Source organism: Rhodococcus sp. USK13 (assembly GCF_018343855.1).
Classification (GTDB): Bacteria; Actinomycetota; Actinomycetes; order Mycobacteriales; family Mycobacteriaceae; genus Rhodococcus_F; species Rhodococcus_F oxybenzonivorans.
Genome location: NZ_CP069242.1, coordinates 1,077,180 through 1,100,429 on the forward strand (window position 1 = coordinate 1,077,180; position 23,250 = coordinate 1,100,429).

At 62.4% G+C, this 23,250-nt stretch carries 19 protein-coding genes; 9 read left to right on the forward strand and 10 right to left on the reverse strand.

Features of this window, described 5'->3' with window-relative positions; translation table 11 throughout:
* Window position 1: 1 nt before the first annotated feature.
* Window positions 2-1,315: a hypothetical protein gene (locus tag JQT59_RS07780; protein ID WP_213575628.1), complete on the reverse strand. Its 1,314-nt coding sequence runs from the start codon at window positions 1,313-1,315 to the stop codon at window positions 2-4.
* Between the two features lie 546 nt (window positions 1,316-1,861).
* On the opposite strand from JQT59_RS07780, the gene JQT59_RS07785 reads away from it, so the two are divergent.
* Entirely contained in the window at window positions 1,862-2,830 is a 969-nt protein-coding gene (locus JQT59_RS07785; RefSeq protein WP_249354567.1) for a phosphotransferase family protein, read from the forward strand.
* Window positions 2,831-2,859: 29 nt separating this feature from the next.
* On the forward strand, window positions 2,860-3,357 hold the full coding sequence (locus JQT59_RS07790; RefSeq protein ID WP_213575630.1) for a hypothetical protein: 498 nt from the start codon (window positions 2,860-2,862) through the stop codon (window positions 3,355-3,357).
* Here the strand turns inward: JQT59_RS07790 and JQT59_RS07795 are convergent.
* The 5 genes from JQT59_RS07795 to JQT59_RS07815 all read right to left on the reverse strand — a co-directional run bounded on the left by JQT59_RS07795 (window position 3,351) and on the right by JQT59_RS07815 (window position 7,539).
* A complete protein-coding gene (locus tag JQT59_RS07795) occupies window positions 3,351-4,661 on the reverse strand; it encodes a PucR family transcriptional regulator (RefSeq protein ID WP_213575631.1) in 1,311 nt (436 codons plus the stop codon). The genes JQT59_RS07790 and JQT59_RS07795 overlap by 7 nt on opposite strands.
* A gap of 57 nt (window positions 4,662-4,718) precedes the next feature.
* Entirely contained in the window at window positions 4,719-5,525 is an 807-nt protein-coding gene (locus JQT59_RS07800) for a tyrosine-protein phosphatase (protein WP_213575632.1), read from the reverse strand.
* Between the two features lie 137 nt (window positions 5,526-5,662).
* Entirely contained in the window at window positions 5,663-5,854 is a 192-nt protein-coding gene (locus JQT59_RS07805) for a ferredoxin (RefSeq protein WP_213575633.1), read from the reverse strand.
* Window positions 5,851-7,056, reverse strand: coding sequence for a cytochrome P450 (locus tag JQT59_RS07810; protein WP_213575634.1), 1,206 nt, complete (start codon window positions 7,054-7,056; stop codon window positions 5,851-5,853). The genes JQT59_RS07805 and JQT59_RS07810 overlap by 4 nt, the downstream gene beginning before the upstream one ends.
* Window positions 7,057-7,122: 66 nt before the next feature.
* Complete coding sequence (locus tag JQT59_RS07815) at window positions 7,123-7,539, reverse strand: PEP-utilizing enzyme (protein ID WP_213575635.1); 417 nt, start codon at window positions 7,537-7,539, stop codon at window positions 7,123-7,125.
* A gap of 407 nt (window positions 7,540-7,946) precedes the next feature.
* On the opposite strand from JQT59_RS07815, the gene JQT59_RS07820 reads away from it, so the two are divergent.
* The 7 genes from JQT59_RS07820 to JQT59_RS07855 all read left to right on the forward strand — a co-directional run bounded on the left by JQT59_RS07820 (window position 7,947) and on the right by JQT59_RS07855 (window position 17,364).
* A complete protein-coding gene (locus tag JQT59_RS07820; protein ID WP_249354218.1) occupies window positions 7,947-9,584 on the forward strand; it encodes a pyruvate, phosphate dikinase in 1,638 nt (545 codons plus the stop codon).
* Window positions 9,581-10,816: an NAD(P)/FAD-dependent oxidoreductase gene (locus JQT59_RS07825; protein ID WP_213575636.1), complete on the forward strand. Its 1,236-nt coding sequence runs from the start codon at window positions 9,581-9,583 to the stop codon at window positions 10,814-10,816. The genes JQT59_RS07820 and JQT59_RS07825 overlap by 4 nt, the downstream gene beginning before the upstream one ends.
* A 25-nt stretch (window positions 10,817-10,841) precedes the next feature.
* Entirely contained in the window at window positions 10,842-12,275 is a 1,434-nt protein-coding gene (locus JQT59_RS07830) for an aldehyde dehydrogenase (RefSeq protein ID WP_213575637.1), read from the forward strand.
* Window positions 12,276-12,297: 22 nt separating this feature from the next.
* A complete protein-coding gene (locus JQT59_RS07835; protein ID WP_213575638.1) occupies window positions 12,298-13,374 on the forward strand; it encodes an alcohol dehydrogenase catalytic domain-containing protein in 1,077 nt (358 codons plus the stop codon).
* Between the two features lie 43 nt (window positions 13,375-13,417).
* On the forward strand, window positions 13,418-14,011 hold the full coding sequence (locus tag JQT59_RS07840; protein ID WP_213575639.1) for a hypothetical protein: 594 nt from the start codon (window positions 13,418-13,420) through the stop codon (window positions 14,009-14,011).
* Window positions 14,012-14,741: 730 nt separating this feature from the next.
* Window positions 14,742-16,436, forward strand: a complete 1,695-nt coding sequence (locus tag JQT59_RS07850; protein WP_213575641.1) for an AMP-binding protein — start codon at window positions 14,742-14,744, stop codon at window positions 16,434-16,436.
* Between the two features lie 412 nt (window positions 16,437-16,848).
* A complete protein-coding gene (locus tag JQT59_RS07855; RefSeq protein WP_502939798.1) occupies window positions 16,849-17,364 on the forward strand; it encodes a recombinase family protein in 516 nt (171 codons plus the stop codon).
* Window positions 17,365-17,884: 520 nt separating this feature from the next.
* Here JQT59_RS07855 and JQT59_RS07860 read toward each other — a convergent pair.
* From JQT59_RS07860 to JQT59_RS07875, 4 genes are all read right to left on the reverse strand, one after another.
* Window positions 17,885-19,486, reverse strand: coding sequence for a long-chain fatty acid--CoA ligase (locus JQT59_RS07860; protein WP_249354222.1), 1,602 nt, complete (start codon window positions 19,484-19,486; stop codon window positions 17,885-17,887).
* Between the two features lie 42 nt (window positions 19,487-19,528).
* A complete protein-coding gene (locus JQT59_RS07865; RefSeq protein WP_213575643.1) occupies window positions 19,529-20,887 on the reverse strand; it encodes an MFS transporter in 1,359 nt (452 codons plus the stop codon).
* 77 nt (window positions 20,888-20,964) lie between these two features.
* Window positions 20,965-22,164, reverse strand: coding sequence for an acetyl-CoA C-acyltransferase (locus JQT59_RS07870; RefSeq protein ID WP_213575644.1), 1,200 nt, complete (start codon window positions 22,162-22,164; stop codon window positions 20,965-20,967).
* Window positions 22,161-23,087: an SDR family NAD(P)-dependent oxidoreductase gene (locus JQT59_RS07875; RefSeq protein WP_213575645.1), complete on the reverse strand. Its 927-nt coding sequence runs from the start codon at window positions 23,085-23,087 to the stop codon at window positions 22,161-22,163. Before JQT59_RS07875 ends, JQT59_RS07870 begins: the two co-directional genes overlap by 4 nt.
* Between the last annotated feature and the right edge of the window lie 163 nt (window positions 23,088-23,250).

Sequence of the window (23,250 nt, forward strand, 5' to 3'; positions counted from 1 at the left end):
GCTACCAGGTTGCGCTGTGTTCGATGGGAATGAACGCCTCTCCCATCACAAAGGCGGGTGGCAGAAGGTCCTGCGCATGACCGTTTGTGAGCGGGAAGTAGGCCTGCGATGTCAAGGGATCAAGTTCGTCGAACTGCTCTTCTTCGACGAACGAATTCCACAACCCGACCGGCCGCGCGAAGGGAGCCATCATCTCGCGGGTGTAGACCAGGACGCCGGCCATGATGCGATCGCGGCGACTCATGCTGGCGATTCGCCGGTACAGTTTCCCGACGCCCTGCTGCGAGCGCTGCAAGATGTCGCGCTGTTCGTCGAGATTGAGGCTGACGAGTTCGGTGCTGTCCCAGCGGTCCTTACGGTAGACGGTGAAGTGAGTCAACGCGTTCCAATAGTCCGCGTGACCGGTGGTGAACGTTGTGCCTATGTCGTTGATGTTGAACTCCGGCGCCGAACCGTCGAAGATCATCGCCTGTGTAACGCAGTAGGGGAGCCCGCCGGCGGCGTCATCCATCCACGGATACAGGGGTTCGAGAAGGAAGTGATCGCGGACCAGCATCACGTCGCCGTTGGGTAGTTCATAGGGTCCGCTCGTGTTCGTCGCCGAGCGCGTGTCGAACATGAGGAGAAACCCGAAGACTTCGGTCGCGGCGTTGAACTTGCGGCAGAATCGGCGGTGTTCGTCGTCTGCGACCGGTTGGCGCTCGTCGTAGAATCGATCGATCCACTCCTGGTCGAGAACTCGGGGTTTGTAGTTTCGTCCGGAGATGAAGCCACGACCCGGCCCGTAGACACCGTGCTGGATACGCCGCTGGAACTGAATTGCGGTGTTGAGCTCGTGGAGACGATCGTGTGGTTGTTGGAGGCCGAGCGAAGTGAGCAGGCCGCGCCCCATCAGTGTGCAGATGTTGACCCACGCGCGGGTGTTGTTCAGTTTGTCCGCTGGCTGCGACGCATGCGACCGCGCGAGGTCGACCAACCCTTCCGAGCCGCCGGCGGCCTCGGTGATCCGGTCGTACAGGTGCGGGAACTTCAACCATTGCTGGACGAAGGCGACCGTCTCGTACTCTTGCCGCGGTATCAAGCCGGACTCGCCCTCAGTCGACCTCCGGGCAAGCAGGTCCCACAGGTTCCAGCCCGAGTATGCGAGGTAGTCGTCGATCTCTTCGACGGACAGTCGGTTGGGACGCACATTGTGGTCCGTGGTGTCGATGATATTTGTCTTCAGGGTGGCCGCGATACTCTTGTCTCCAGCACTGCCCAGCGGGTGAATGCCCCTGTAACGCTGCAACATCGCCTCGAAGTCGATATCCGTCACGTCGCGCTCCGTTCTGTTCTGCAGCAACCGCAATTGACAGTGCGTGGTGCGACTGCCTGTTGCCTATGGGCACATGCAACCAGGTGACGAAAGCTGATGCTCGGTGTCGGGTGTCGAACGATGGAAAAATCTACACCGGGCCCAGACGAACCGAGGCAGAGTCCGTGGCTAAGCCCAGATAGGCTGTGAACTAGGACACATGTCCCGGTAGATTTCTACACATCCGGATGCACCGCATCTTGCCTCGCGAGGTCACCGACGGAAAGGATTCATCGCAGCGTGAACTTCCGGAGGGAGTCCACGGCTCCACCACGCGGTATCAACATCGAGGATGTGATTGACGATATGGGCCCCTTGACCAGTTCAGTATTCGTAAGGACCAGCGACGATCTCGAACCGTCCATCGCGGCAATGCTGGATCGTAAGCGCGACACGGTCGAACGAAGCGGTGACTACTCCCCGCTGGGCACCGAGGCTGTCCGTTGTGGGCTCGAACGATTCCTCGACCGTGAGGCGGTCTCCGCCATCGTGCGCGCCGTCGAACCGATGGGAGGTGGGGCGTCGAATGAGCAGTATTCGGTGGAGCTTGCCCATTCCGACGGAAGATCCGAACGACTCGTCCTCCGCATTGATGCGATTCAAGGCGTAATGGAATCGGACCGACAACGTGAGTTCGATGTCCTGCACTTTCTCGAGCCACATTTCCCGGTTCCGACACCACGATGGGTTGAATCCACCGGAGAAATACTCGGAAGGCCATTTTTGGCGACATGTTTCGTGGACGGGGTGTCGGCGCCGACAAACCTTTCGCAGGAAAGTGTCTCGGGCATGCAGACGGTCCTTTCCGGTGGGCAACGTGAGGAACTCGCCGAACAATTCGTTCATAATCTGGCGCTTCTGCACGATATCTCGCTGAACCCGGCCGAGCTCGGTTGTCTCGGCGTTCCCGACGGCGATCCTCGTCAAGCGGCACGTTGGCAGGTGAACTGGTGGTCGCGCGTGTGGCGCGACGATTCCATCGCACCGTTCCCTCTCGTGGCAGGGATCGAGGTCTGGCTGCGCGACAATCTTCCCTTGCAAGAACGTCTCGTCGTCGTCCACGGTGACTACCGCACCGGCAACTACCTCTTCGACGAGTCCACCAACAAGATCACCGCAGTTCTCGACTGGGAACTGGCGCATGTCGGAGATCCGCATGAGGACTTGGCATGGGGAATCCAGCGGCTCTACAGCACGGTCTCCGAAGACGGAGAGCGTCTCGTCACAGGACTCATGCCCCGTGAGCGCCTGCTCTCACGGTATGAAGAGCTTTCCGGACATCGCATTGACCCCATAACGCTGCACTTCTACGAGGTGCTCTGCGCTTTCAAAAGCCTCATCGCGACGCTTGCGTCTTCGCTTCGTGCCGCCCGCGACCGTCAAAGTCACCATGATGTGCTCCTCACCTGGTTATCGACGTGCGGATACCTGTTCGCGGCCGACATCATCGACATGATCGAGAAAGGTCCACGATGAATCCCTCAATACAGCTTCGAATCGATTCGGTGATCCGTGCCCTCGAAGACACGGTCGATCCCGCCGTTGCCGGAAATGAACGAGCCGCAGAGCAGCTGCAGATGTCGATCGCTCACCTGCGGGTCATTCGCGAGCAGGTCGACATCGCAGCTAGCTTTGATAAGTACGAGCTAGCGTGCTTCGAGGGCTTGGGGGCGGACCTGTTAGCAGCGAGCTCGGGGGGACCCGCGGTCGTCGATGCCACCCGGACGCTCGGCTCAGTCCTCGCCAGCTCGTACTCACCGCAGGACACCGTCGCGATACGCGATAGGGCGGATCGGCTGGGTCGAGCAATCGAAGGACTGATCTATGCATCGTACAAAGACGGCGACGATGCGTTCCAGGTGTCAGCGAGGACCGCGGTGTTGAACTCAGAACGCAAACGAGTCAACGCAAACCGGTCATTCTTCGCGGGGATGGCCTGGGAGAGCGATGTGCGTTTAACTGATCTCAACCGACTTCTGTTGGACCCGACCGAGGCTCAATGAGCCCTGCGCGGGTCCCACAGGGGATGCGCACGATTGCGCAACGCGATGATCGCAAGTGCGGTGTGCACTGAGAGCTGTGCGAACGGATCATTGAGCATGTCCAGGCCTGTCAGGCGGCGCACGCGCGCCAACCGCTGTCGGACCGTATTCTCATGCACCGACATCGCTGCTGCCGTTCGGCGAACACTGTGTCCCATCCGCGAGAACTGTGCGAGGGTGGCCATCAGTATCTCCATATCGCTGTCAGCTTCTTCGCTCCACAGTGGACCCAGCGTGTGTTCCACGTACCGGCGAATCGCCGCGATGTTGCCATTGGCGACGAGAATTCGCGCCGGACCAAGGTCTCGAACACTAAGGATCCGCGTATGGTCCGCGATGAAACGCTCGAGGCAGGCCACCACCTCCAACGCTTCGTCATAGCCTTCTGTGATCGCGTCGACCCCGACTGCACTCGAGACACCGCACTGGACTCCCGAGTCTGGCAAGACCGAACTCAGGCCTCTGCAAACCTCTTCGATCAGCCGGGAGTCCTCAGTCCGCTCCGCCGCACCGTGATCGACGATCAGCACCGGCCCCCGTGGAGTCCGCGCCCCAAAAACTTTGCCGGCGAGCAACTTATTCAGAGAAAAAGTTAGCGAGTCGATGTCACCGACGCCGCGCGACAGTGCCGAATCGTCGATCGCTACGATAATGCAGGAACTATCGGAAGCGATACCGAGTCGGCGCGCATCCTCCACAGTGCTTTCGCCCTGCTCTCCACGCCGCAGTAGTCGTTCCACGAAACCACGTGTCAGATCAGCAATCGAACGGTGCATCGCCTGGTGGAGGGTACAGTGCCGCGCGAGATAGACCGCCCCACGGTCCATCAGGAAATGGTCAAGCTGTCTAAAGGTACGGCCGATCTCTCCCATGACCAACCAACCGAGGAACTCATCTGCACTGGCCCCGTCGATGCGTTCAACGAGGCAACGCCGAGCAACTCCATTGGGCGTGTGGGCGATCATGAATTGGCTACCCCGCTGTTCTCGCCGTCCCTCGGTGCACATCGACGTAATGTCAGGTGGCGCGAGTTCCCTATCGCCAGACCGGAGCACCCTTTGTCCTCGCGTGTCGAATACCCACATGGGCAAATCGGTTGACTCAGCGATGGCTGCGAACATCTCCGGGAACTCACACCCCGATCCCAATCGGTCGGCGAGGCGTACCTCCATCTCGTGCTGACCGAGCAACAGCGCATATCGATCTGCAAGTTGCCCAAAATTGTCAGGACGATGCTCATTGGTGGTGTTGAGTGTCGTATCCATGACGCAGCCCCTCTCAGGAGGCAAGTGTATTAGTGCTCATTCCGTCACCACGTGCCCTCAGTCGGCCTGGATCAGTTCGGATCTGAGATCGGCAATGACCGCGTCACCGACCCGTGCGCGATCCCGCAGGTAGCTGAGCGTGCCGCCGTATTCGGTGCGGAGATAATTCAACAGGGCGGTCATGGATTCCGGTGGCGACTCGAACAACACTCGCGCCACCTCCGGGTCTCGATCGGCCTTGATGAACATGTGGGCATACGTGTGGATGCGATTTGGACGTAGGACGCCTGTCAGTGCGAAGTCGGTGACGACCTGATCGTCGGGAACCCCTAAGGCGGAAAGCACTAAGGCGACGAGGATGCCGGTCCTATCTTTTCCGGCGGCGCAGTGCACCAAGACCGGTAATCGGTTCCGATCAGCCAGCACTCGGATCGCCTTCCCGAGCTGCTCGGCGCGTCGTTCGACAAGTCCAATGTAGAAGCGGGTCATGTCATCGACGCCGAAAGTCTGCATCTCCCCGGCAAGAAGCATGCGCATGTAATTCGTATCGGCGCCTTCACCGCCTTCTGCTATGGGAATCTCGACCAGCTGGGCGCCGCAGACCGTCGCCCACGCGGTCGGCGCACGGACCATCTCACTGGAGGCGCGGAGATCGATGACGGTTCGCAGGTTCAGTTGTCTGTACTGCTCGTCGGCAGAGCGGTCGTAAATGGCGTAGGACGCGCTGCCCCCGGGCATGACCAGCGCCTCCCCCCGAAGGACACGGCGGCGAGCGACGATCTCTCCACTGCGCGTTTCATAGCCACCTATATCACGCAGGTTTGATGTCCCCGGAATCGGGATGCACCGATCGGCGTCGATCATTGGGTGAGGGCGTCGACGGACGTTATGGCCTTTTGCACAGCTTGGCTCATTACTATCTCCAGATCGATGTGAATTCGTAGTTTCATTCTCGACGTACGCGGCCGACGACTGTTGGATGAGAAAAAGCCGTCTGCGTTTCAGTTCTCGATCTCGAGCGCCCTCACAGGGCATCGCCGAACCGCTTGTTCCACTGCTTTGCGTTGGCCTTCCTTGGGCGTCTCGTCGATGACTGTCAATTCACCGTCATCATTGATGGTAAAGACGTCGGGTGCCGCATACTCGCACTGACCGTGGCCCTCGCACAGATTCCAGTCCACGTGTATCTTCATCGACTTTCTCCCTTCTCCACTCGGACGTTGAGTCGCTTGAACGCATGAAACTGATTAGTGTGTAACCGATCAGGTTGGCCCAGTGGGCGGATCCGCAGGCCTCGATCCAGGACCTGAGAAAGAAATGCAGTGGCTTCCGCGCGTGCCAGGTGAGAGCCCATGCAGGCATGGATGCCCCACCCGAAGCCGACGTGCTCGTTGTCCTCACGATCGATCTTGACCATGTCCGGATCGCTGAACATGGCAGGATCACGGTTTGCCGCCTGGAACCAACAGACGACCTTGTCGCCCGCCTTGATCGTTTGACCGTTCCACTCGACATCCTTGGTGGCCGTGCGGCGCATCGCGCGGATGGGGGTGATGTATCGGAGCATTTCCTCGATCGCCGGCTTCAAAAGGGTACGGTCCGCCGCCAACGTCTGCCACTGATCTGGGAACTCGTCGAAAGCGAGAACGGTTCCCGTGAGCAGATTCCTGGTGGTCTCGTTACCTGCTCCGACGAGTACGAAGTAGTACGCCGCGAGATCGTCCCACGGCAGCGGTTCGCCATCGAGTTCGGCGTGGACCAACTTGGAAACGATGTCGTTTCGCGGGTCCTTGCGCCGCAGCTCGCTCAATTCTTTGAAGTACGCGAACATCTCGGTGCGCGCGCGCTCCTTCTCGTCCGGCCCACGCATGTACTCCGGGTCGTCGGACACCACGCGGTTCGTCCAGTCGAGTAAGAGCCCGCAATCCTCGAGCGGCACTCCGAGCACTTGCCCGAGTGCCTGGATGGGCAGCAGCGCCGAGGCCGAATGTACGAATTCGACGTCACCGCGGGCCTCGATGTCATCGAGGATCGCCGTGACCGAGCGATCGATGACGTCCTGCCAGTCTTTGATGCGGACCGCACGCAGGTGCGGAGCCACCAGCTTCCGAAGCTGGCCGTGTCGGGGCGGGTCCGTGTTGTGCACCGTGCTGGTACCACCCTCGACTTTGCGGCTGAGAATCTGTGTCCCCTCACCGTTGACGAACGTCTCGGGGTCCGTGACCACTCGGATCACATCGTTGTAACGAGTCACAGACCAGAACCCTGGTCCGTGGATCTCGTCGTTCCAATGCAGTGGTTCACACTCGCGCAGCCGCGCGAGCATCGTGTTCTCGGTGCCGTCGATGAACGGCTTGAGATCCATCAGGTCAATTGACTGCTGCCCGGTGGTCATCGCTGCCTCGCTCGGGTGGTCGAAAGGTTTGGGAATTCATCGCCGGACATGAGGATGTCGTTCCTGTTAATCATCCGCGTCCGCGAGGAACACGAGTCCGGTGTCACCCGAGGTGTCGATTCGCACGGTCGTACCGTCCGCTGGGATTGTCTCGCCCCGTGAGGTTTGGATGCCCTCGGTGAATTGGGTGGACATAACGCACGGAATACCGAACTCGCGCGACAGGATGCCGAGGTGGCTCTCCGGTGCGCCCTGGAGGGTGATGAGACCTGCGACGCCAGCCATAAGGGCTGGCGACATGAAGGTCGTCGTGCCGCCTCGCGATATCACCACGGTCGATTCCACGTCCGTGTCGCCGATGAAGTCGAGAACCTCCTCAGGGGAGTCAAGGAAGCGTATTTTGCCGATTGCCCCCGACGCGGACGTGAACGCCTTGACGCCGGCGCCGATCTGTACGCCGGTCACTGCCTCGCTTGTGGTCATTCCCGCTCCTCTTACTAGATCTACTGGGCCGAAAATTGTTGGACCATTACGGAGCATGGATTAACGTCATAAACCCGTCAACCCCTCTGGGCATCTTCGTCCTCGTTTTCCCCCGTTCGGGATAACGCGGTGGCGACTGTGGCTGCATGAGGAGGGGGCGCGGTGCCGGGGACGGTGGGGGGAAATGGCTCGCCGGCGAGCCACCCGATGTTCGGGGTTCACTCAGAAACCTGGCGTAGCTGATCGATGAACGCATCCCTACGGACACCCGCATACGTTCTGCCTGCGGATCGCCACCGCCCGGCGCGGGTGGCGATGCGGCGCTGGTTATCTCGAAAGGGGGAAGTGTGCCTGCAGTCACTCCCCGGGCTTCCGATGATTGCCATCACGCGCTATGTTCTGGACCAATGAGTAAACGGTCAGACCGTAACGAGATGGAGGCAATGGTGAATGGTGTCTACTCCTTCGACCATGACCATGAGGTTCCCGCACGCGAGCTCGGACACCTACTCGGCGGCAAGGGAGCTGGCCTGGCGGAGATGACAGGGGCATTGGGCTTCAACGTCCCACCCGGCTTCACCATCACGGTGCCCATGTGCCGTGCATACCTTGCGCAAGGCTGGCCCGCCGATCTGGACGCGGAGATCAGCGCCCACATCGACCAGCTGGGCGAGGTCATGGGCCGCCGGCTGGGTGATCCGATGGACCCACTCCTGGTCGCGGTGCGCAGCGGCGCCCCGGTTTCGATGCCAGGCATGCTTGATACTGTGCTCAACCTGGGGCTCAACGACGACACTGTCGAAGGGCTTGCCCGCATCTCTGCGGACGAGCGGTTCGCCTGGGACAGCTACCGCCGTTTTCTCTCGATGTTCGCGAGCACGGTGATGGACGTTCCGCGGGAAACGCTGCCCGAGATCGAGGCGGGAGCCACACCCGAAGTGTTGCGCGGGCACGTCGCGGCGCTCAAAGAGCGGATCGCTGAGTATGCCGGCCGACCGGTGCCCCACGATCCGGTGCAGCAACTTCGTGAGGCCATCGAGGCCGTTTTCCGCTCATGGGGCTCCGATCGTGCTCGCGCCTACCGCAAGCACGAGTCCATCGACGAGAACATCGGTACCGGCTGCAATGTGCAGGCGATGGTTTTCGGCAACCGAGGGGATGACTCCGGTACGGGCGTTGTCTTCACTCGCGATCCGTCGACCGGCGAGGCGACGCCGTTCGGGGACTATTTGCCGTGCGCGCAGGGTGAGGACGTCGTCGGCGGCAACGCGCGGACCGAGCCCCTCATCTATCTGGCTGAACATCAACCTGACGCTTACGCTGAATTGCTTGAAACACTCCGACGTCTCGAACTGCATTATCGCGATATCTGTGACGTTGAGTTCACCGTTGAGAACGGCAAACTGTGGTTGTTGCAGACCCGCATCGGCAAGCGCGGCGCTGTTGCAGCGGTTCGTATCGCCGTCGACATGGCGGACGATGCCGAGATCGGCCTCACTCCAGCCGAAGTGTTGGCTCGTGTGCCCGAAGCGACTCGCGCTCGTGCTCGAGCCGAAGTCGCCGCGCAAGCGCAGGATCCCGAGGAGGGCACGACACTGCTGGGCATCGGTTTGGGAGCATCGCCCGGCCGGGTGAGCGGGCGTGTCGTGCTCACAGCCGAAGAAGCCATGTGCGCCGATGACGACGTGATCCTCGTACGCACCAGCACCAGCCCGGAAGACGTGGCCGGCATGTCCGCCTCGGTCGGAATCCTTACTACTCAAGGGGGGCTGGTGAGCCACGCTGCCGTCGTGGCCCGCGGCTGGGGCATCCCGGCAGTGGTAGGGGCTCACACGCTGAGCATCTCCGGCGACCAGGTGCGGTCGGACGGTGGGTCAAGCGTCACCGCCGGAGAAGTGATCACGATCGACGGGGCCACCGGCTGCGTGTGGATCGGTGAGGTCGCCGCGTCTGCCGCCGAAGCAGCTGATGTCGTCGTGGAACGACTACCGCATCTTCTCCGGATCGACGAGTGGGCACAGCAGCGGGAGGTGTCACCGGCATGACCAAGGCGGCGTGCCCGGAGCACGTAGTCGTCGTCGGTGCATCCCTCGCCGGGCTGCGTGCAATACAAACTGCCCGTGAGGTCGGCTTCGCGGGCCGGCTAACCCTGATCGGCGACGAGAACCATCTCCCGTACGACCGACCGCCACTGTCCAAGGAATATCTGGCGGACGGGCCCCTCACAACGGCACACGAGTTCCCTGAAACCGCTGATCTTGCAGAGAGACTGGACGTGGACGTCCGAACCGGCACTCGCGCGGAATCCTTGGATGTCCAAGGGCACACCGTGACGACGAGCCGGGGCGACGTCGTCAGTTTCGACGCATTGCTGATCGCCACCGGCGTCCGTGCGCGCCGGCTACCGGGCACGGATCGTCTCGCCGGGGTCCATGTGCTGCGCAACCTCGATGATGCAGAGTCCATCCGAGAGGCACTCGACACCCGGGCGCGCGTGGTGGTAATCGGCGCCGGTTTCATCGGCGCCGAGGTCGCGTCAGCGGCGGTGAAACGAGGCCTTGACCCGATCATTCTCGAGGCCGCCGCCACTCCACTCGTCCGCGCGGTCGGCGAGGAGGGCGGTAGGGGGCTTGCTCGAATGCATGCACGCAACGGAGTCGACCTCCGATGCGGCGTCGCCGTCTCCGAGATCGTGGGCGATGATCGCGTCGAAGGCGTCCGTCTCGCTGATGGAACCGAGATCGCTGCCGACCTGGTGGTGGTCGGTATCGGCGCGGATCCGGCGACCGACTGGCTCGAGACATCGGGACTGCGTATCGACAACGGCGTTGTCTGCGACGAAACCCTACGTGCCGGGGACGGCATCTGGGCCGCCGGTGATGTGGCCCGATGGGCTAATCCACTCTTCGACGCCTCGATGCGCCTAGAGCATTGGACGAACGCCGGCGAGCAGGCGGCACACGCGATGGAGAACCTTTTGGCTCCCGCGGACGCGTCGCCGTATCAGCACGTTCCCTACTTCTGGTCGGATTGGTACGGACAACGAATCCAGTTCGCCGGTCTCCCAGTCGGCGAGCCGCACGTGGTCAGCGGGAACTGGGACACCGATGACCTTGTGGCTCTCTACCGCGACGGCGATCGACTCGTCGGCGCACTCGCCGTCAACCGAAGAGGAGATATCATGAAGTATCGCGTGCAAATCTCGCGTCGTGGAACATGGCATGCCGCAATGGAATTCGCCGACAAACGCAACGCCGCGGCCGCGGCGAACACCTGACTTGCGAGTCGAGGAGAATACGAACATGCAGAACCACGACGACGTGTTCATCGGCGGTAGGTGGGTCCGTTCCCGCTCTACTGACCGCACCGAGGTCGTCAACCCCGCTACCGGGGAAATCTGGGCGACCGTCCCTGACGGCGACGAATTCGACATCGAAGATGCAGTAGCAGCCGCACGCTCAGCCTTTCCGGCGTGGGCGGCCACCGACCCATGGGAGAGAGCCGCGTTCCTGCGTCGGCTCGCCGATGAGGTCGACCTGCGGTCAGAGGAACTGTCACGCATCATCACCACCGAGAATGGGACGCCTATCGCAGAAAGCGGTGCGGCTCCATCACACAGCGCAGCACACCTGAGGTTGACCGCCGACCTCGCTGAGGTGCTGGCTGCTCCCGACCATCGAAGTAACCCGATGGCGCCGGGGCACAGTGTGGTTCGCCGGGTACCGGTCGGCGTTGCCGGTCTCATTACCCCATGGAACTTTCCGCTCGGGCTCATCATTATCAAGCTGGGTCCAGCCCTGCTCGCGGGTTGCACCGTCGTCATCAAACCGGCACCTGAAACCCCGATGGCCACCCGCCTTTTGATGGATGCCGTAGTGGCGGCGGGAATCCCCGACGGAGTGGTGAACCTGGTGACAGGAACGACCGGTGCGGGCAATGCGCTGGTCAGACATCCGAAAGTGGACAAAATCTCGTTCACCGGGTCCACGGCAGTCGGTCGAACGATCGCGCGGACCTGCGGAGAAAGGCTTCGCCCGGTGACCCTCGAATTGGGTGGCAAGTCGCCGGCGATTGTCCTCGACGATTTCGATCCGGAGGTCTTCGCGAAGAATTTGCTCAAGGTCTCCATGCGCAACACCGGACAGACCTGCAAGGCCTGCACACGCCTTTTGGTACCAGCCGATCGACATGAGGAGATCGCCTCACTTGCAGGCGAGGTCGTGGGCTCTGCGCCGATGGGCGACCCCTTCGATCCGGCGACGTTCTTCGGTCCAGTCGTGTCCGCACGTCAACGGGACCGAATCGCCGGGTACCTGACGGTGGCCCATGCCCAGGGCGCCAAGGCGGTGACCGGAGGTGATGTCTCCCAACGATTCGAACGCGGGTTCTACGTTGAACCCACCGTGTTCTCGCATGTGACACCAGAGATGACCATTGCCCGGGAGGAGATCTTCGGGCCGGTGTTGTCGGTGATCAGTTACCGCGACATCGATGAGGCCGTCGCGATCGCCAACGACTCGGACTACGGCTTGGCCGCTACAGTCTTCAGCGCCGACGAGGATCGTGCGACTAGCGTCGCCCAGCGTCTGCACACCGGCAACATTGGCATCAATCACTATGGATCCAATGCCGCAGCACCTTTCGGCGGACACAAGGACAGCGGACTCGGAACCGAGTTCGGCGCCGAAGGACTTGATGCGTACCTGCAATTCACCTCTATCCACTATCCGTCTTGACCGATCGAAAGAGAACAATCTGATGCGCGCAGCGGTGATGTGGGATGCCGGTAAACCCTTCGAAGTCCAAGAGATCGACATAGCCCCGCCGGCACCGGGCCATGTCTCGGTTGACCTGCACAGTTGCGGCGTCTGCGCGTCGGACCTGTCGCTGACGACGGCATTCGGACAGCCCACGCCAGTGGTACTCGGGCATGAGGGAGCGGGCATCGTCGCAGAAGTGGGCGACGGCGTCGATTCCATCCAGGTCGGTGACCACGTCGTCCTGGTGTGGGTACCTCCTTGCGGAAGGTGCGCACCGTGCCGACGTGGTGACGACTACTTGTGTGCCAACCGCCGATCGTCGGCGGACGCCCGCGCCGGAAAAGCGGCACGGCCCTCCCCGCTCAGTGTGAACGGCACATCCATTCACCAAGGTATGGCGACCTCGACATTCGCCGAGCGCACCGTCGTCCCGGCCAACGCGGTCGTACGCATCGACGACGACGTCCCGTTCCCGGTCGCCGCGATGATGGGATGCGCAGTGCCGACCGGCGTCGGCGCCGCACTCCGAAGCGCCAAAGTGCAGCCCGGTGACAATGTTGCCGTGATCGGTTGTGGCGCTGTGGGACTGAATGCAGTGATGGGTGCCGTCGTGGCCGGCGCCGCGCGCGTAATCGCCATCGACCCGATGGAGGAGCGTCGCGCGCTGGCCCACACCGTCGGCGCGACGGAGTCGCTCGCCCCCGAACAGTTGGACGAACTGCGCGACATGGACATCATCATCGACGCAGTGGGCGCCCCCGCGACCGTCGCGGGCGCATGGAAAGCTATCCGTCGTGGCGGCACCGTGACGGTCGTCGGCGCCGGCAGGCCGGACAAGGTCGTGGAGATCAACGCCTACGAGCTCTTCCATGACGACAAGAAGATCACCGGAAGCTTTCACGGCGGCATCAGTATGCACCGAGACCTACCGATCCTGGTCGGACTGTGGCGCAATGGACGGCTCCCCATCGAAAAGCTGATCAACAAGACCGCAGACCTCTCCGAAATCAACGAGGTCGTCAACGCACAGCAGAGCGGCGAAGCACTTCGTATCGTACTGACACCTCAGCCCTGAGAGTCAGTACGACACCTCAAAACGTTCTAGGAGGTACAGACCTATGAATTACAGCCCTGCAGAAGAATTCGACGTGCTCCATGGAGTCCGAATCAAGGGCATGGCCCAACCGGAGGAAATTGCCTCTGCGATCGGACTCAACCCTTCGCTTGTCGAACGGGTACTCGACGACGCGGTTGACAAGGAGCATGTGAGGAAACGATCCGGAGGCCGGGTACAGGGATACATGCTGACGGTGAAGGGCCGTAAGCGGCACGAGGAACTGCGCGCGGCCAATGTCCCGGCTCAGCTCGATGATCTCGCCGCAGCCTATGACGCATTCCTCGCCCCGAACCGTGATTTCAAGGCGGTCACGACCAAGTGGCAGACCGAGGCTAACGGTGACCCGTCGGTGGTCTTACCCGACCTCATCGCGATCGACGAGAGCGTCAGCAAGGTGCTGACGCTGGCATCGGGTTCGGTTCCTCGGATGCAATCCTACGTACCTCGGTTCAGGACTGCGCTCGAGGCTTTCCAGAGTGGGGAGACATCAGCTCTGGCCCGTCCGATGTCGGGGTCTTACCACGACGTCTGGATGGAACTGCACGAGGACATGTTGCAGATCCTCGGTCGTGAGCGGACTGACGCAGACGAATGACGGACTTTCAACCGGTAGCGCTCCGGGCGTCAACGTCGAGCTGCCCCTGAATTGTACTGAGCCGTACGGCGCCTACTTGGGCGGCCGGTGGCTGCCACTATCAAGGATCAGGCCTTTCGAATGTGAATTTCGAATGATGGCATAGGGAAATCCGAGGTCCGTTCACGCGATCCGACAGTGGGCTGTCGTTGTCGACCGCAACGCCACTGGTTCGCACCTTCGGTGTGGCTGAACTGCTCGGCGTACCCAAGGACGCACCGGCGCTGCCGCGCGACGGCCTGAACTTCGATAAGGACGGTGCGCCACCATGTACATCAGCCGATCGTGCCGCAGCGATAAGGTGCGTTTCCCAAGCCGCTGTTCCACGGTGACACACACAGTCCATGTCGAGATCGAAGTGCTCGAACTGCGGGATCGAAGCCGCGACCCGACCAAGACATTGCGGTGTTTCTTCACCATGCATTCAATCAGCACGTTGAGGTAGTGGCTTCGTGCAAGCGCGCGGCCTACAGAGGAAGAAGCCGCAGTGAGCCCAAATCGATCCTTCTTGTTTGTCCCGGGGACAGCGAGAAGAAGTCGGGGAAGGGCACCGAGTCGGCGGCCGGCGCGGTTGATCTTGGACTTGGAAGATGCGGTCAGCGCCGGGCGTAAGTCCGTGGCACGAAGATGATCTCTGTTCGGTCTAACCATTTATTTCCGATTGCGCGACACCGTGACGAAGGACGGCATCATGATGAGCGAGCGAAACCTCGGCCGCTATACGCAGGCACAGATCGACGAGTTCTATGCGAGCGGCCAGTGGACCGATGAGAACTTCACCGAACTCTTGCGCTCGCGTGCCGAAAGCAACCCTGCCAAGACCTTCGTCACCGACGGCACTCGCGTCCTGACGTTCAGTGAGCTCTACCAGAAGTCGCAACGTCTCGCGCTCGGCCTCCGGCGTCGCGGTCTGCAACCCGGCGACAGGGTTGCGGTTCAGTTGCCGAACTGGGTCGAATTCGTCGTCGTTGCTGCCGCCTTGTCGCGGATCGGAGCCGTGATGGTGCCGATCATGCCGATCTACCGTAAGGACGAGGTCTCCCACGTCGTCTCTGACGCGTCGATCCGGACGGCGATCGCTCCGGCAGAGTTCAAGGGCTTCAACTACGCGGCGATGTTCGATGAGATTCGCCACGAATCAGCAACTCTCGAGTCGATCATCGCCGTGCGCACCACACAGGACACGCGTACGTCCCTCACCGAAAAGGACATCTTCACCCTCGAAGACGTGATCGCCGCCGAGGCGGACACTGCCGCCGTCGACGACGAACTTGACTATCGTGCACATCCGGATGATCCGTTCGTCCTCGTCTACACCTCGGGTACCACCTCACGGCCGAAGGGGTGCCTGCACACCTTCAACACCTACGCCTCGGGCGCCCGCGCCCTGAAAGTCGCGTTCGCTCACACCGATACCGATGTGCAATTCGGTCCGTCGCCGATTACCCACACGACTGGTCTCGTCACGAGCGTCCTCCTTCCGCTGCTCGCCGGGGCATCGTCACACCTCATGGCCGACTGGGACCCCAAGCGCGGCCTGGCCGAGATCGAAAAATTCGGATGCACCGCGGCTGTTACGGCGACAACTTTTCTCCAGACCCTGATAGCGGCAGCCGAGGAGGAACCGAACGCGGATCTTTCCTCGTTGCGAGTCTGGGTTTGCGCCGGCGCGCCCATCCCCGCCGCCGTGGTGGAGAACGCCAAGACCAAGCTACCTACCACTAGCGTTCTGTCGCTGTATGGACGCAGCGAGAACCTCACCACCACCACCTGCACCGTAGAAGACGACCCCCAGCGGGCGATCACCTCCGACGGCGCTGCAATGCCCGGCGCGACGGTCAAGATCATCGGACTCGACGGACTGGAGGTTCCTCGCGGAACCGAGGGCGACATCGCCTACCGAGGACCATCACACATGATCGAGTATCTCAACCGTCCCGAGGACACCGTGGAGTTGTTCACGTCGGAGGGATTCTCTCGTTCCGGGGACCTCGGCGTCATGGACGCCGACGGATTCGTGCGGGTCACCGGACGCACGAAAGACATCGTGATTCGCGGCGGTATGAACATCAGTGTCCGAGAAGTCGAGGACAAATTGGCTGGTCATCCAGATCTTCTCGCCATCGCGATCGTTGGCATGCCTGATGAACGACTGGGTGAAAAGGTGTGCTGCTACGTCGTACCGAAGGAAGGACACGAACCTCCTACGGTCGATACACTTCGCACCTACCTGACCGACCGGGGGGTTGCGATCCAAAAAACCCCCGAACGAGTCATCACGACCAACTCGTTGCCGATGACGGCGACTGGCAAAATCCAGAAACATCTTCTGCGCAAGAAGATTGTGGAGGAACTCAATCAGCCGACGGTCACGGGTGCACGCTGAGCAGCTCCACGAGAAGTGGAGTCCCAACGCAGTAGAACCCAAGAGGAGGTGGAACCGGATCACCCCTATTTTGTGGGCGAAGTTGAGGTTTTCATTGTCGGCACGGGTGGGCGGCATAGTCGGTTTGTAGCGCAGTGACGAGCATCGACCTCGATCCCGGAACAGCCCCAACGTTCACTTCGTGGGACCAACCGGCGCAGCGCACGCGACAACCAATATCCCGGTCCAGGGATCGACTCGGCGATGGTCGAGGCGCTGTTCGCAGAGTAGATTGCCTCGGTCGCATCATGCAGATGACTCTTGCCGCGCTCCATTCGGAAGTCGTCTGCACAAGCGACCAACTTTGCTGGAATCCGTGCAGGGAAGAACTGAAACTGACATCGGGTATCTGAGGGTAAGTGGCACCGATCAGGTGCTGGATCTGCAGAGGGACGCTCTGGCGGCCGCCGGGTGTTCGAGAGTCTGGGAGGAAGTGGCGAGCGGTGCCAAGAAGGACCGCCCCGAACTGCTGGACCTACTCGGGCATCTTCGCGCCGGTGACACCCTCGTCGTGTGGCGCCTGGACAGGCTCGGGCGATCGTTGAGCCATCTGATCGAGACGGTCGAAGGCCTCCAGGAACGCGGGGTGGCATTCAAATCGCTCACGGAGACGATTGACACTTCGTCTCCCGGTGGGATGCTTATCTTTCAAATCTTCGGCGCGCTAGCACAATTCGAAAGAGCGTTGATTCAGGAGCGGACGGTCGCCGGACTCGCTGCAGCACGGGCCAGGGGGAGGGTCGGTGGGCAGCCCAAGGCAATCGACGCAGCGAAGGCGCGTCATATTCGACAGATGATCGAGGCCGGGACCCCGAAGAGCGAAATCGCGTCAGTTCTGGGGATCGGTCGCGCGACGCTGTACCGGCATCTCTCGGCCACGTCGCCGTGAGGTGCTGACCTGGAGGCAGATCTTCTGTGCACCGCGCTTCTGACCAGTGGGACATCGAGTTCCTCAGCTCTCATCGTCGCCCTACTCGAAGACATCGCTGGTCAGGTCTTGACCTACTTGCTCAGGATCTCGACGACGCCGTCTGACTGAAGCCCGCGAGAGCACGTTCCCGTGTAACAGAGCGGTGGTGGCCGTGTGGTGTACCTAGTGCCTCGCCTCGATGTGACTGCCGCATCGGACCGCATCCCATTGCAAGTCGAGCGCGCGCGTTCACATCCGCCGCCGGATACGTGGCTGAGCCGGTAACCGGGTGAGTAGCATCGGCCGATGCGCATGGACCGAAACTCACGCGCACTGATCGGCTTGCCCGGGTCCGCTCGTTGACATCGCAGACGTAGGCCCGCCATCTGAGATACGCCGTCCGGCTCGACCAGTTGAGCCGGACGGCGTGTTCGCTCACAAACGAGGTGCACAGGGATGAATGGGCCCAACCGTCGCATGGCTCGTCACCCGATGTTGGTCAGGTTGCGGGTTCGGTGATGTGCTGTCGCAGTGCGAGTTTGGATATCTTCCCGGTTGGGGTCTTGGGGATTTCGTCGAGGATGAGGATCTCGTCGGGGATCCACCAGTTGGCGATCAATCCGTGCAGGTGGGTGCGGATCGATTCCGGGGTGATCTTGGAGCCGTCGACGGGGACGACGTAGGCGAGCGGGCGCTCGCCCCATTTGTCGTGTGGTGTGCCGATCACTGCTGCTTCGGAGATCTCCGGGGAGGTCATGATCGCGTTCTCGAGTTCGACGGAGGAGATCCATTCACCGCCGGATTTGATGAGGTCCTTGGTGCGGTCGACGATCCGCACGAATCCGCGGGGGTCGATGGTGGCGACATCTCCGGTGCGCAGCCACCCGTCGTCGGTGAAGGCGGTTGATCCGTCGGTGTGCCCGTAGTAGTCGCCGGCGATGGTGGGTCCGGCGACCTGCAGTTCGCCGGAGGCGACGCCGTCGTGTGGGGCGAGGGTGCCGTCCTCGTGCTGGAGTCGCAGTGCGGTCAGGGGTACCGGGGGGCCGGGGAGGCACAGGGTGTCGATGCGGTCGGTTGTGTCGAGCGCTGGCTGGTCGCTGGGGATGCGCGAACTGCACACCAGCGGGCTGGTCTCCGTCATTCCCCAGGAGCTGCTCAGGGGCACCCCGACCTGTTCGTCGTACTGCCGCGACAGGCTTGCCGGCAGGGGGCCGCCGCCGCTGACGAGTCGGCGCAAGGTGGGGAGTTGCCTACCCTGCAGGTGCGGCAGCACTCCGCGCCAGATGGTGGACACCGCGGCCGCGAAGGTGACCCGGGCTGCTTCGATCGTTTCGGCGAGTTGCGTGGGCTGCATCGCCCGGCCGGGCAGGGCCAGACGAGCTCCCGACATCATGGCCGCGTAGGGCAGTCCCCAGGCGTTGACGTGGAACATCGGGACGATCGGCATGACCACATCCGATTCGCTGATGGCGAAGGTGTCGGTCATCAGCAAGGTCATGGCGTGCAGCACAATCGAGCGGTGGTCGTAGAGCACGCCTTTGGGACGCCCAGTGGTCCCGGAGGTGTAGCACAGGGCGGCGGCGGTGCGTTCGTCCGGCAGGTCGAATGTGGCGACGGGTTGCGCAGCGGCGATCAGTTCCTCGTAGTCGTGCACGCGGGGATCATTCGGGATCTGCGGCCCGGGTCCGTCGTCCATGACGATGAGGTGCCGGACGGTGTCGAAGCGGTCGATCAGCGGCCACACGACGTCGAGTATCGAGCGGTCGACGAACAGGACGTCGTCCTCGGCGTCGTTGACGATGTAGGCGATGTCGTCGGCGAACAGTCGGTGGTTGATGGTGTGCAGGATCCGGTTGGTGCAGGGCACGGCCATGTAGAGCTCGAGGTGCCGCTGGCTGTTCCAGCCGAAGCTGCCCACTCGGGCACTGTGCGGGATCCGGAGGTGATCGAGTGCCCCGGCGAGCCGCCGAATCCGCTGTCCGATCTCGCCGTAGGTCGCGGTGGTGTGGAATCCGATGTGTTGTGTGGAAACGGTTTTGTGGCTGAATCGTCCCTCAATGCCGTCCATTAACAGCGGCAGGCTCAGGGGTCTGTCTTGCATCAATCCGTGCATCGTGGCGAATCCTTGGGCGAGATGGGGTTGTCAGTGCGTGCTGGTGGGGGAGCACACCGGGGCGGAGACGGGTTGCGCGGTTCCCGCGTCCTCTCGCCTGATGGCGTAGGCCAGCACCGGGGCGAGAGCCACTCCGATCGCCGAGGCGGTGATGACGACGTAGAAGCCGGCCGAGGGGTTGTTCGTCGCGGTTTCGGCGAGCCCGAACAGGTAGGGGCCGACGAATCCGCCGATCAGGCCGACGGTGTTGATGAAGGCCAGGCTGGCCGCGGCCATCAGGCCGGACATGCGGGCCATGGCGATCGACCAGAACAGCGGCAGGGTTCCGAAGACGAAGATCATCGAGATTGCGATCAGGACGATGCGGACGGCCGCACTCGAGGACAGCATGAAGGCGACGGAGGTGACCAGGGTGGCGGCGGCGAGGATGCCGACAGCGCTGGCCTCACGCTTGTACCAGGTGAACAGGCGAGGGATCAGCAGCACGCCGATGGTCGCGCCGATGCCCGCGCTGCCGGAAACGAGTCCGATGATGAACGATCCGCTGACGTCGAGGTCTTCGATGATCGCCGGGATGTTGAAGACGATCCCGACGTTGGTGACCTGGTTGAAGAAGTAGATCAGCGCAACGACGATGACGAACGGGCGGCCGAAGGCCTTGCGGAGGTTGCCGCGTATCTTCGTTTCGATTTCGGGGTGGGCGCCGACGGCGCGGTCGGTGAGGATGCGCGCTTCGTCGGCGGACAACCACTTTGCCTCGCTGGGCACTTGCGGAAGTTTGAACCAGACCAGGACGCCGACCAGCACCGTGACGATGCCTTCGATGAGGAACATCCACTGCCAGCCATGCAGTCCGAGTGCGCTGTCGAGCTCCATCAAGGCCCCGCCGAGGGGGCCGCCGACCACCAGCGCGAGGGTCGGTGCCAGGTAGATGAAGCCGACGACGGTGGCGCGGTAGTGCTGGGCGAACCACACCGTGACCATGTACATCAGTGCGGGATACAGGCCGGCCTCGGCGGCTCCGAGTAGGAACCGCATGAGGTAGAAGGACTGCTCGCCCTGGACAAACATCATCAACGCCGACAGGGTTCCCCAGGTGATGGCGATCCGGGCGATCCATTTGCGCGGTCCGACCCGGTACATGATCAGGTTGCTCGGGATTTCGAGGAACGCGTAGCTGATGAAGAAGATGCCGGCGCCGAGACCGAATGCGGCGGCACTGATGCCGACGTCGGCTTCCAGATGGGTCTTGGCCAGAGCGACGTTGGTGCGGTCGATGTAGGCCATGAAGTACACCGCGCACATCACCGGCAGCAGCCGCAGCACGGCCTTGCGGGTGGCGCGCTTGTGCAGCTCGTCTGCTGCTGCGAGCACAGAATCGATGCTCATGTAATTTCCTTCGGGTTGTTGCACAGGGTTTGGGGTGGACCGGACCGAGCGGCCCGGTGCAGTGCCGGGCGGGAGATTCAGTGCACTTCGAACAGGCCGGCGGCGCCCATGCCGCCGCCGATGCACATCGTCACCACGACGTAGCGGGACCTGCGGCGGCGTCCTTCGAGGAGGGCGTGTCCGACCATGCGTGCGCCCGACATCCCGTAGGGGTGGCCGATGGAGATCGCTCCGCCGTTGACATTGACCTTCTCGGGGTCGAGACCGAGGAGGTCGCGGCAGTACAGGGTCTGAGACGCGAACGCCTCGTTCAATTCCCACAGGTCGATGTCGTCGACCGAAAGGCCGTGTTGAGTAAGAAGTTTCGGGATCGCGAAGACTGGGCCGATGCCCATCTCCTCCGGTGAGCAGCCGGCGACCGCGATCCCTCGGTACGTTCCGAGCGGCGAGAGACCCCGGCGCGATACTTCGGCCGCGTCCATCAGCACCACGGCGGCGGCACCGTCGGACAGTTGCGAGGCATTTCCGGCAGTGATCGATGACTGCGCAGAGACCGTGCCGTCGGGCAGGACGGGGCGCAGCGCCGACAGTCCCTCGATCGTGGTCGACGGGCGGTTGCCTTCGTCCGAGTCGAGCACGAAGTCCACCGATCGCGGTTCACCGGTTTCGGTGTCCACGACGATTCGGGTTCCGGCGAAGGGAACGATCTCCTCGTGAAAGAGGCCGTGGTCCTGCGCGGCGGCGGTGCGCTGTTGTGAGAGCAGCGCGAAACGGTCCTGGGCGTCGCGGTCGATGCGGTAACGGTCGGCGACGATCTCGGCGGTCTCGAGCATGGGCATGTAGGTGGCGGGAAGTTTCTGCGTCAGCCACTCGTCGGCTTCCCGGTACCGGTTCTTGTGCTCGTTCTGGATCAGGGAAATCGATTCGACCCCGCCGCCGATGGTGACCATCATGCCATCGACGATGATCTGCTTGGCTGCGGTGGCGATCGCCATCAGGCCGGACGAGCATTGCCGGTCGATGGTCATTCCCGGCACCGTGACCGGCAGGTCCGCGCGCAGCACAGCCTGGCGCGCGACGTTGAATCCGGTGGCACCTTCGGGCATTGCGCAGCCGAGGATGACATCTTCGACCTCGGCCCCCTCGACTCCGGCCCTGGCCAAGGCCCCGGTAATCGCGTGCGCGGCCAGGTGCGGGCCGGACGTGTCGTTGAACGCCCCTCGGAATGCCTTACCGATCGGCGTGCGCGCGGTAGAGACGATCACTGCTTCTCTCATCGGCCCACTCCCGCGCTCAGGTCCGCGCCGGCGGCGATGGCGACGTAGCGTCCGGTCTGCTCGAACGCCGAGTCGGTGACCACCGAGGAGGACATGTCGCTGATCGCGGCCCACCGTTCGGCGATCACCTCCGGGGAGCGGACCTCCTCGGGCAGGTACACCCCGGCCGATTCCTCCATCCGGGCCACGGCGAAGACACCGGCACCGGCAGCGAGGATCGTTTTGCTCGGGGCGTCCTCGGAGACCAGGAACAGCGCCCCGGGTGAGATCGATTCCGGAGTCAGTGCTGCCAGCGCTTCGTCGTCGATGAGGTCCTCGGTCATCCGGGTGGCGGCCGTCGGTGCGAGGGCGTTGACCCGAATGCCTTTGCGCGCACCCTCGATCGAGAGGACGTTCATCAATCCGACCACTCCCGACTTGGCGGCGCCGTAGTTGGATTGGCCGAAGTTGCCGTAGATGCCCGACGCGGACGTCGTCATCAGGATGCGGCCGTATCCCTGCTCGGCCATGTGCGGCCAGACCGCCTTGGTGCAGTGCACCGAGCCCATCAGGTGTACGTCGAGGACCTTCCGGAAGTCGTCGAGGTCAACCTTGGCGAACGACTTGTCGCGCAGGATGCCGGCGTTGTTGATCAAGATGTCGACCCGCCCCCACCGTGCGATCGCCTGGCGGACCATGTCCTCGACGTCGGCGACGTCGGTGACATCGCAGCGGTGCGCGAACGCCTCTCCGCCACGCTGCTCGATCTCGGTGACCACCCGCGCTGCCGGACCGTCATCTACCCCGCCGCCGGTGACCGACCCTCCCATGTCGTTGACCACGACCTTCGCGCCGCGTTCGGCGAGTGCGAGGGCATGCGCACGGCCGAGACCGCCACCGGCCCCCGTCACGATGGCGACCTTGCCGGAAAAGTTTATGTTCATAAAGGAAAAGCCTTCCACCAGGGATACTACCGAGTATTATCGTAACGAGGGTCACAATAGCTGTCAATCGTGCGCGACATCGCGATGCTGAGAACGAGGTGCATCCCCGGGAGGACGCCCGCAGCGCCTCGCTCGGGAACGGTGTCATGATGATCGCGCCACC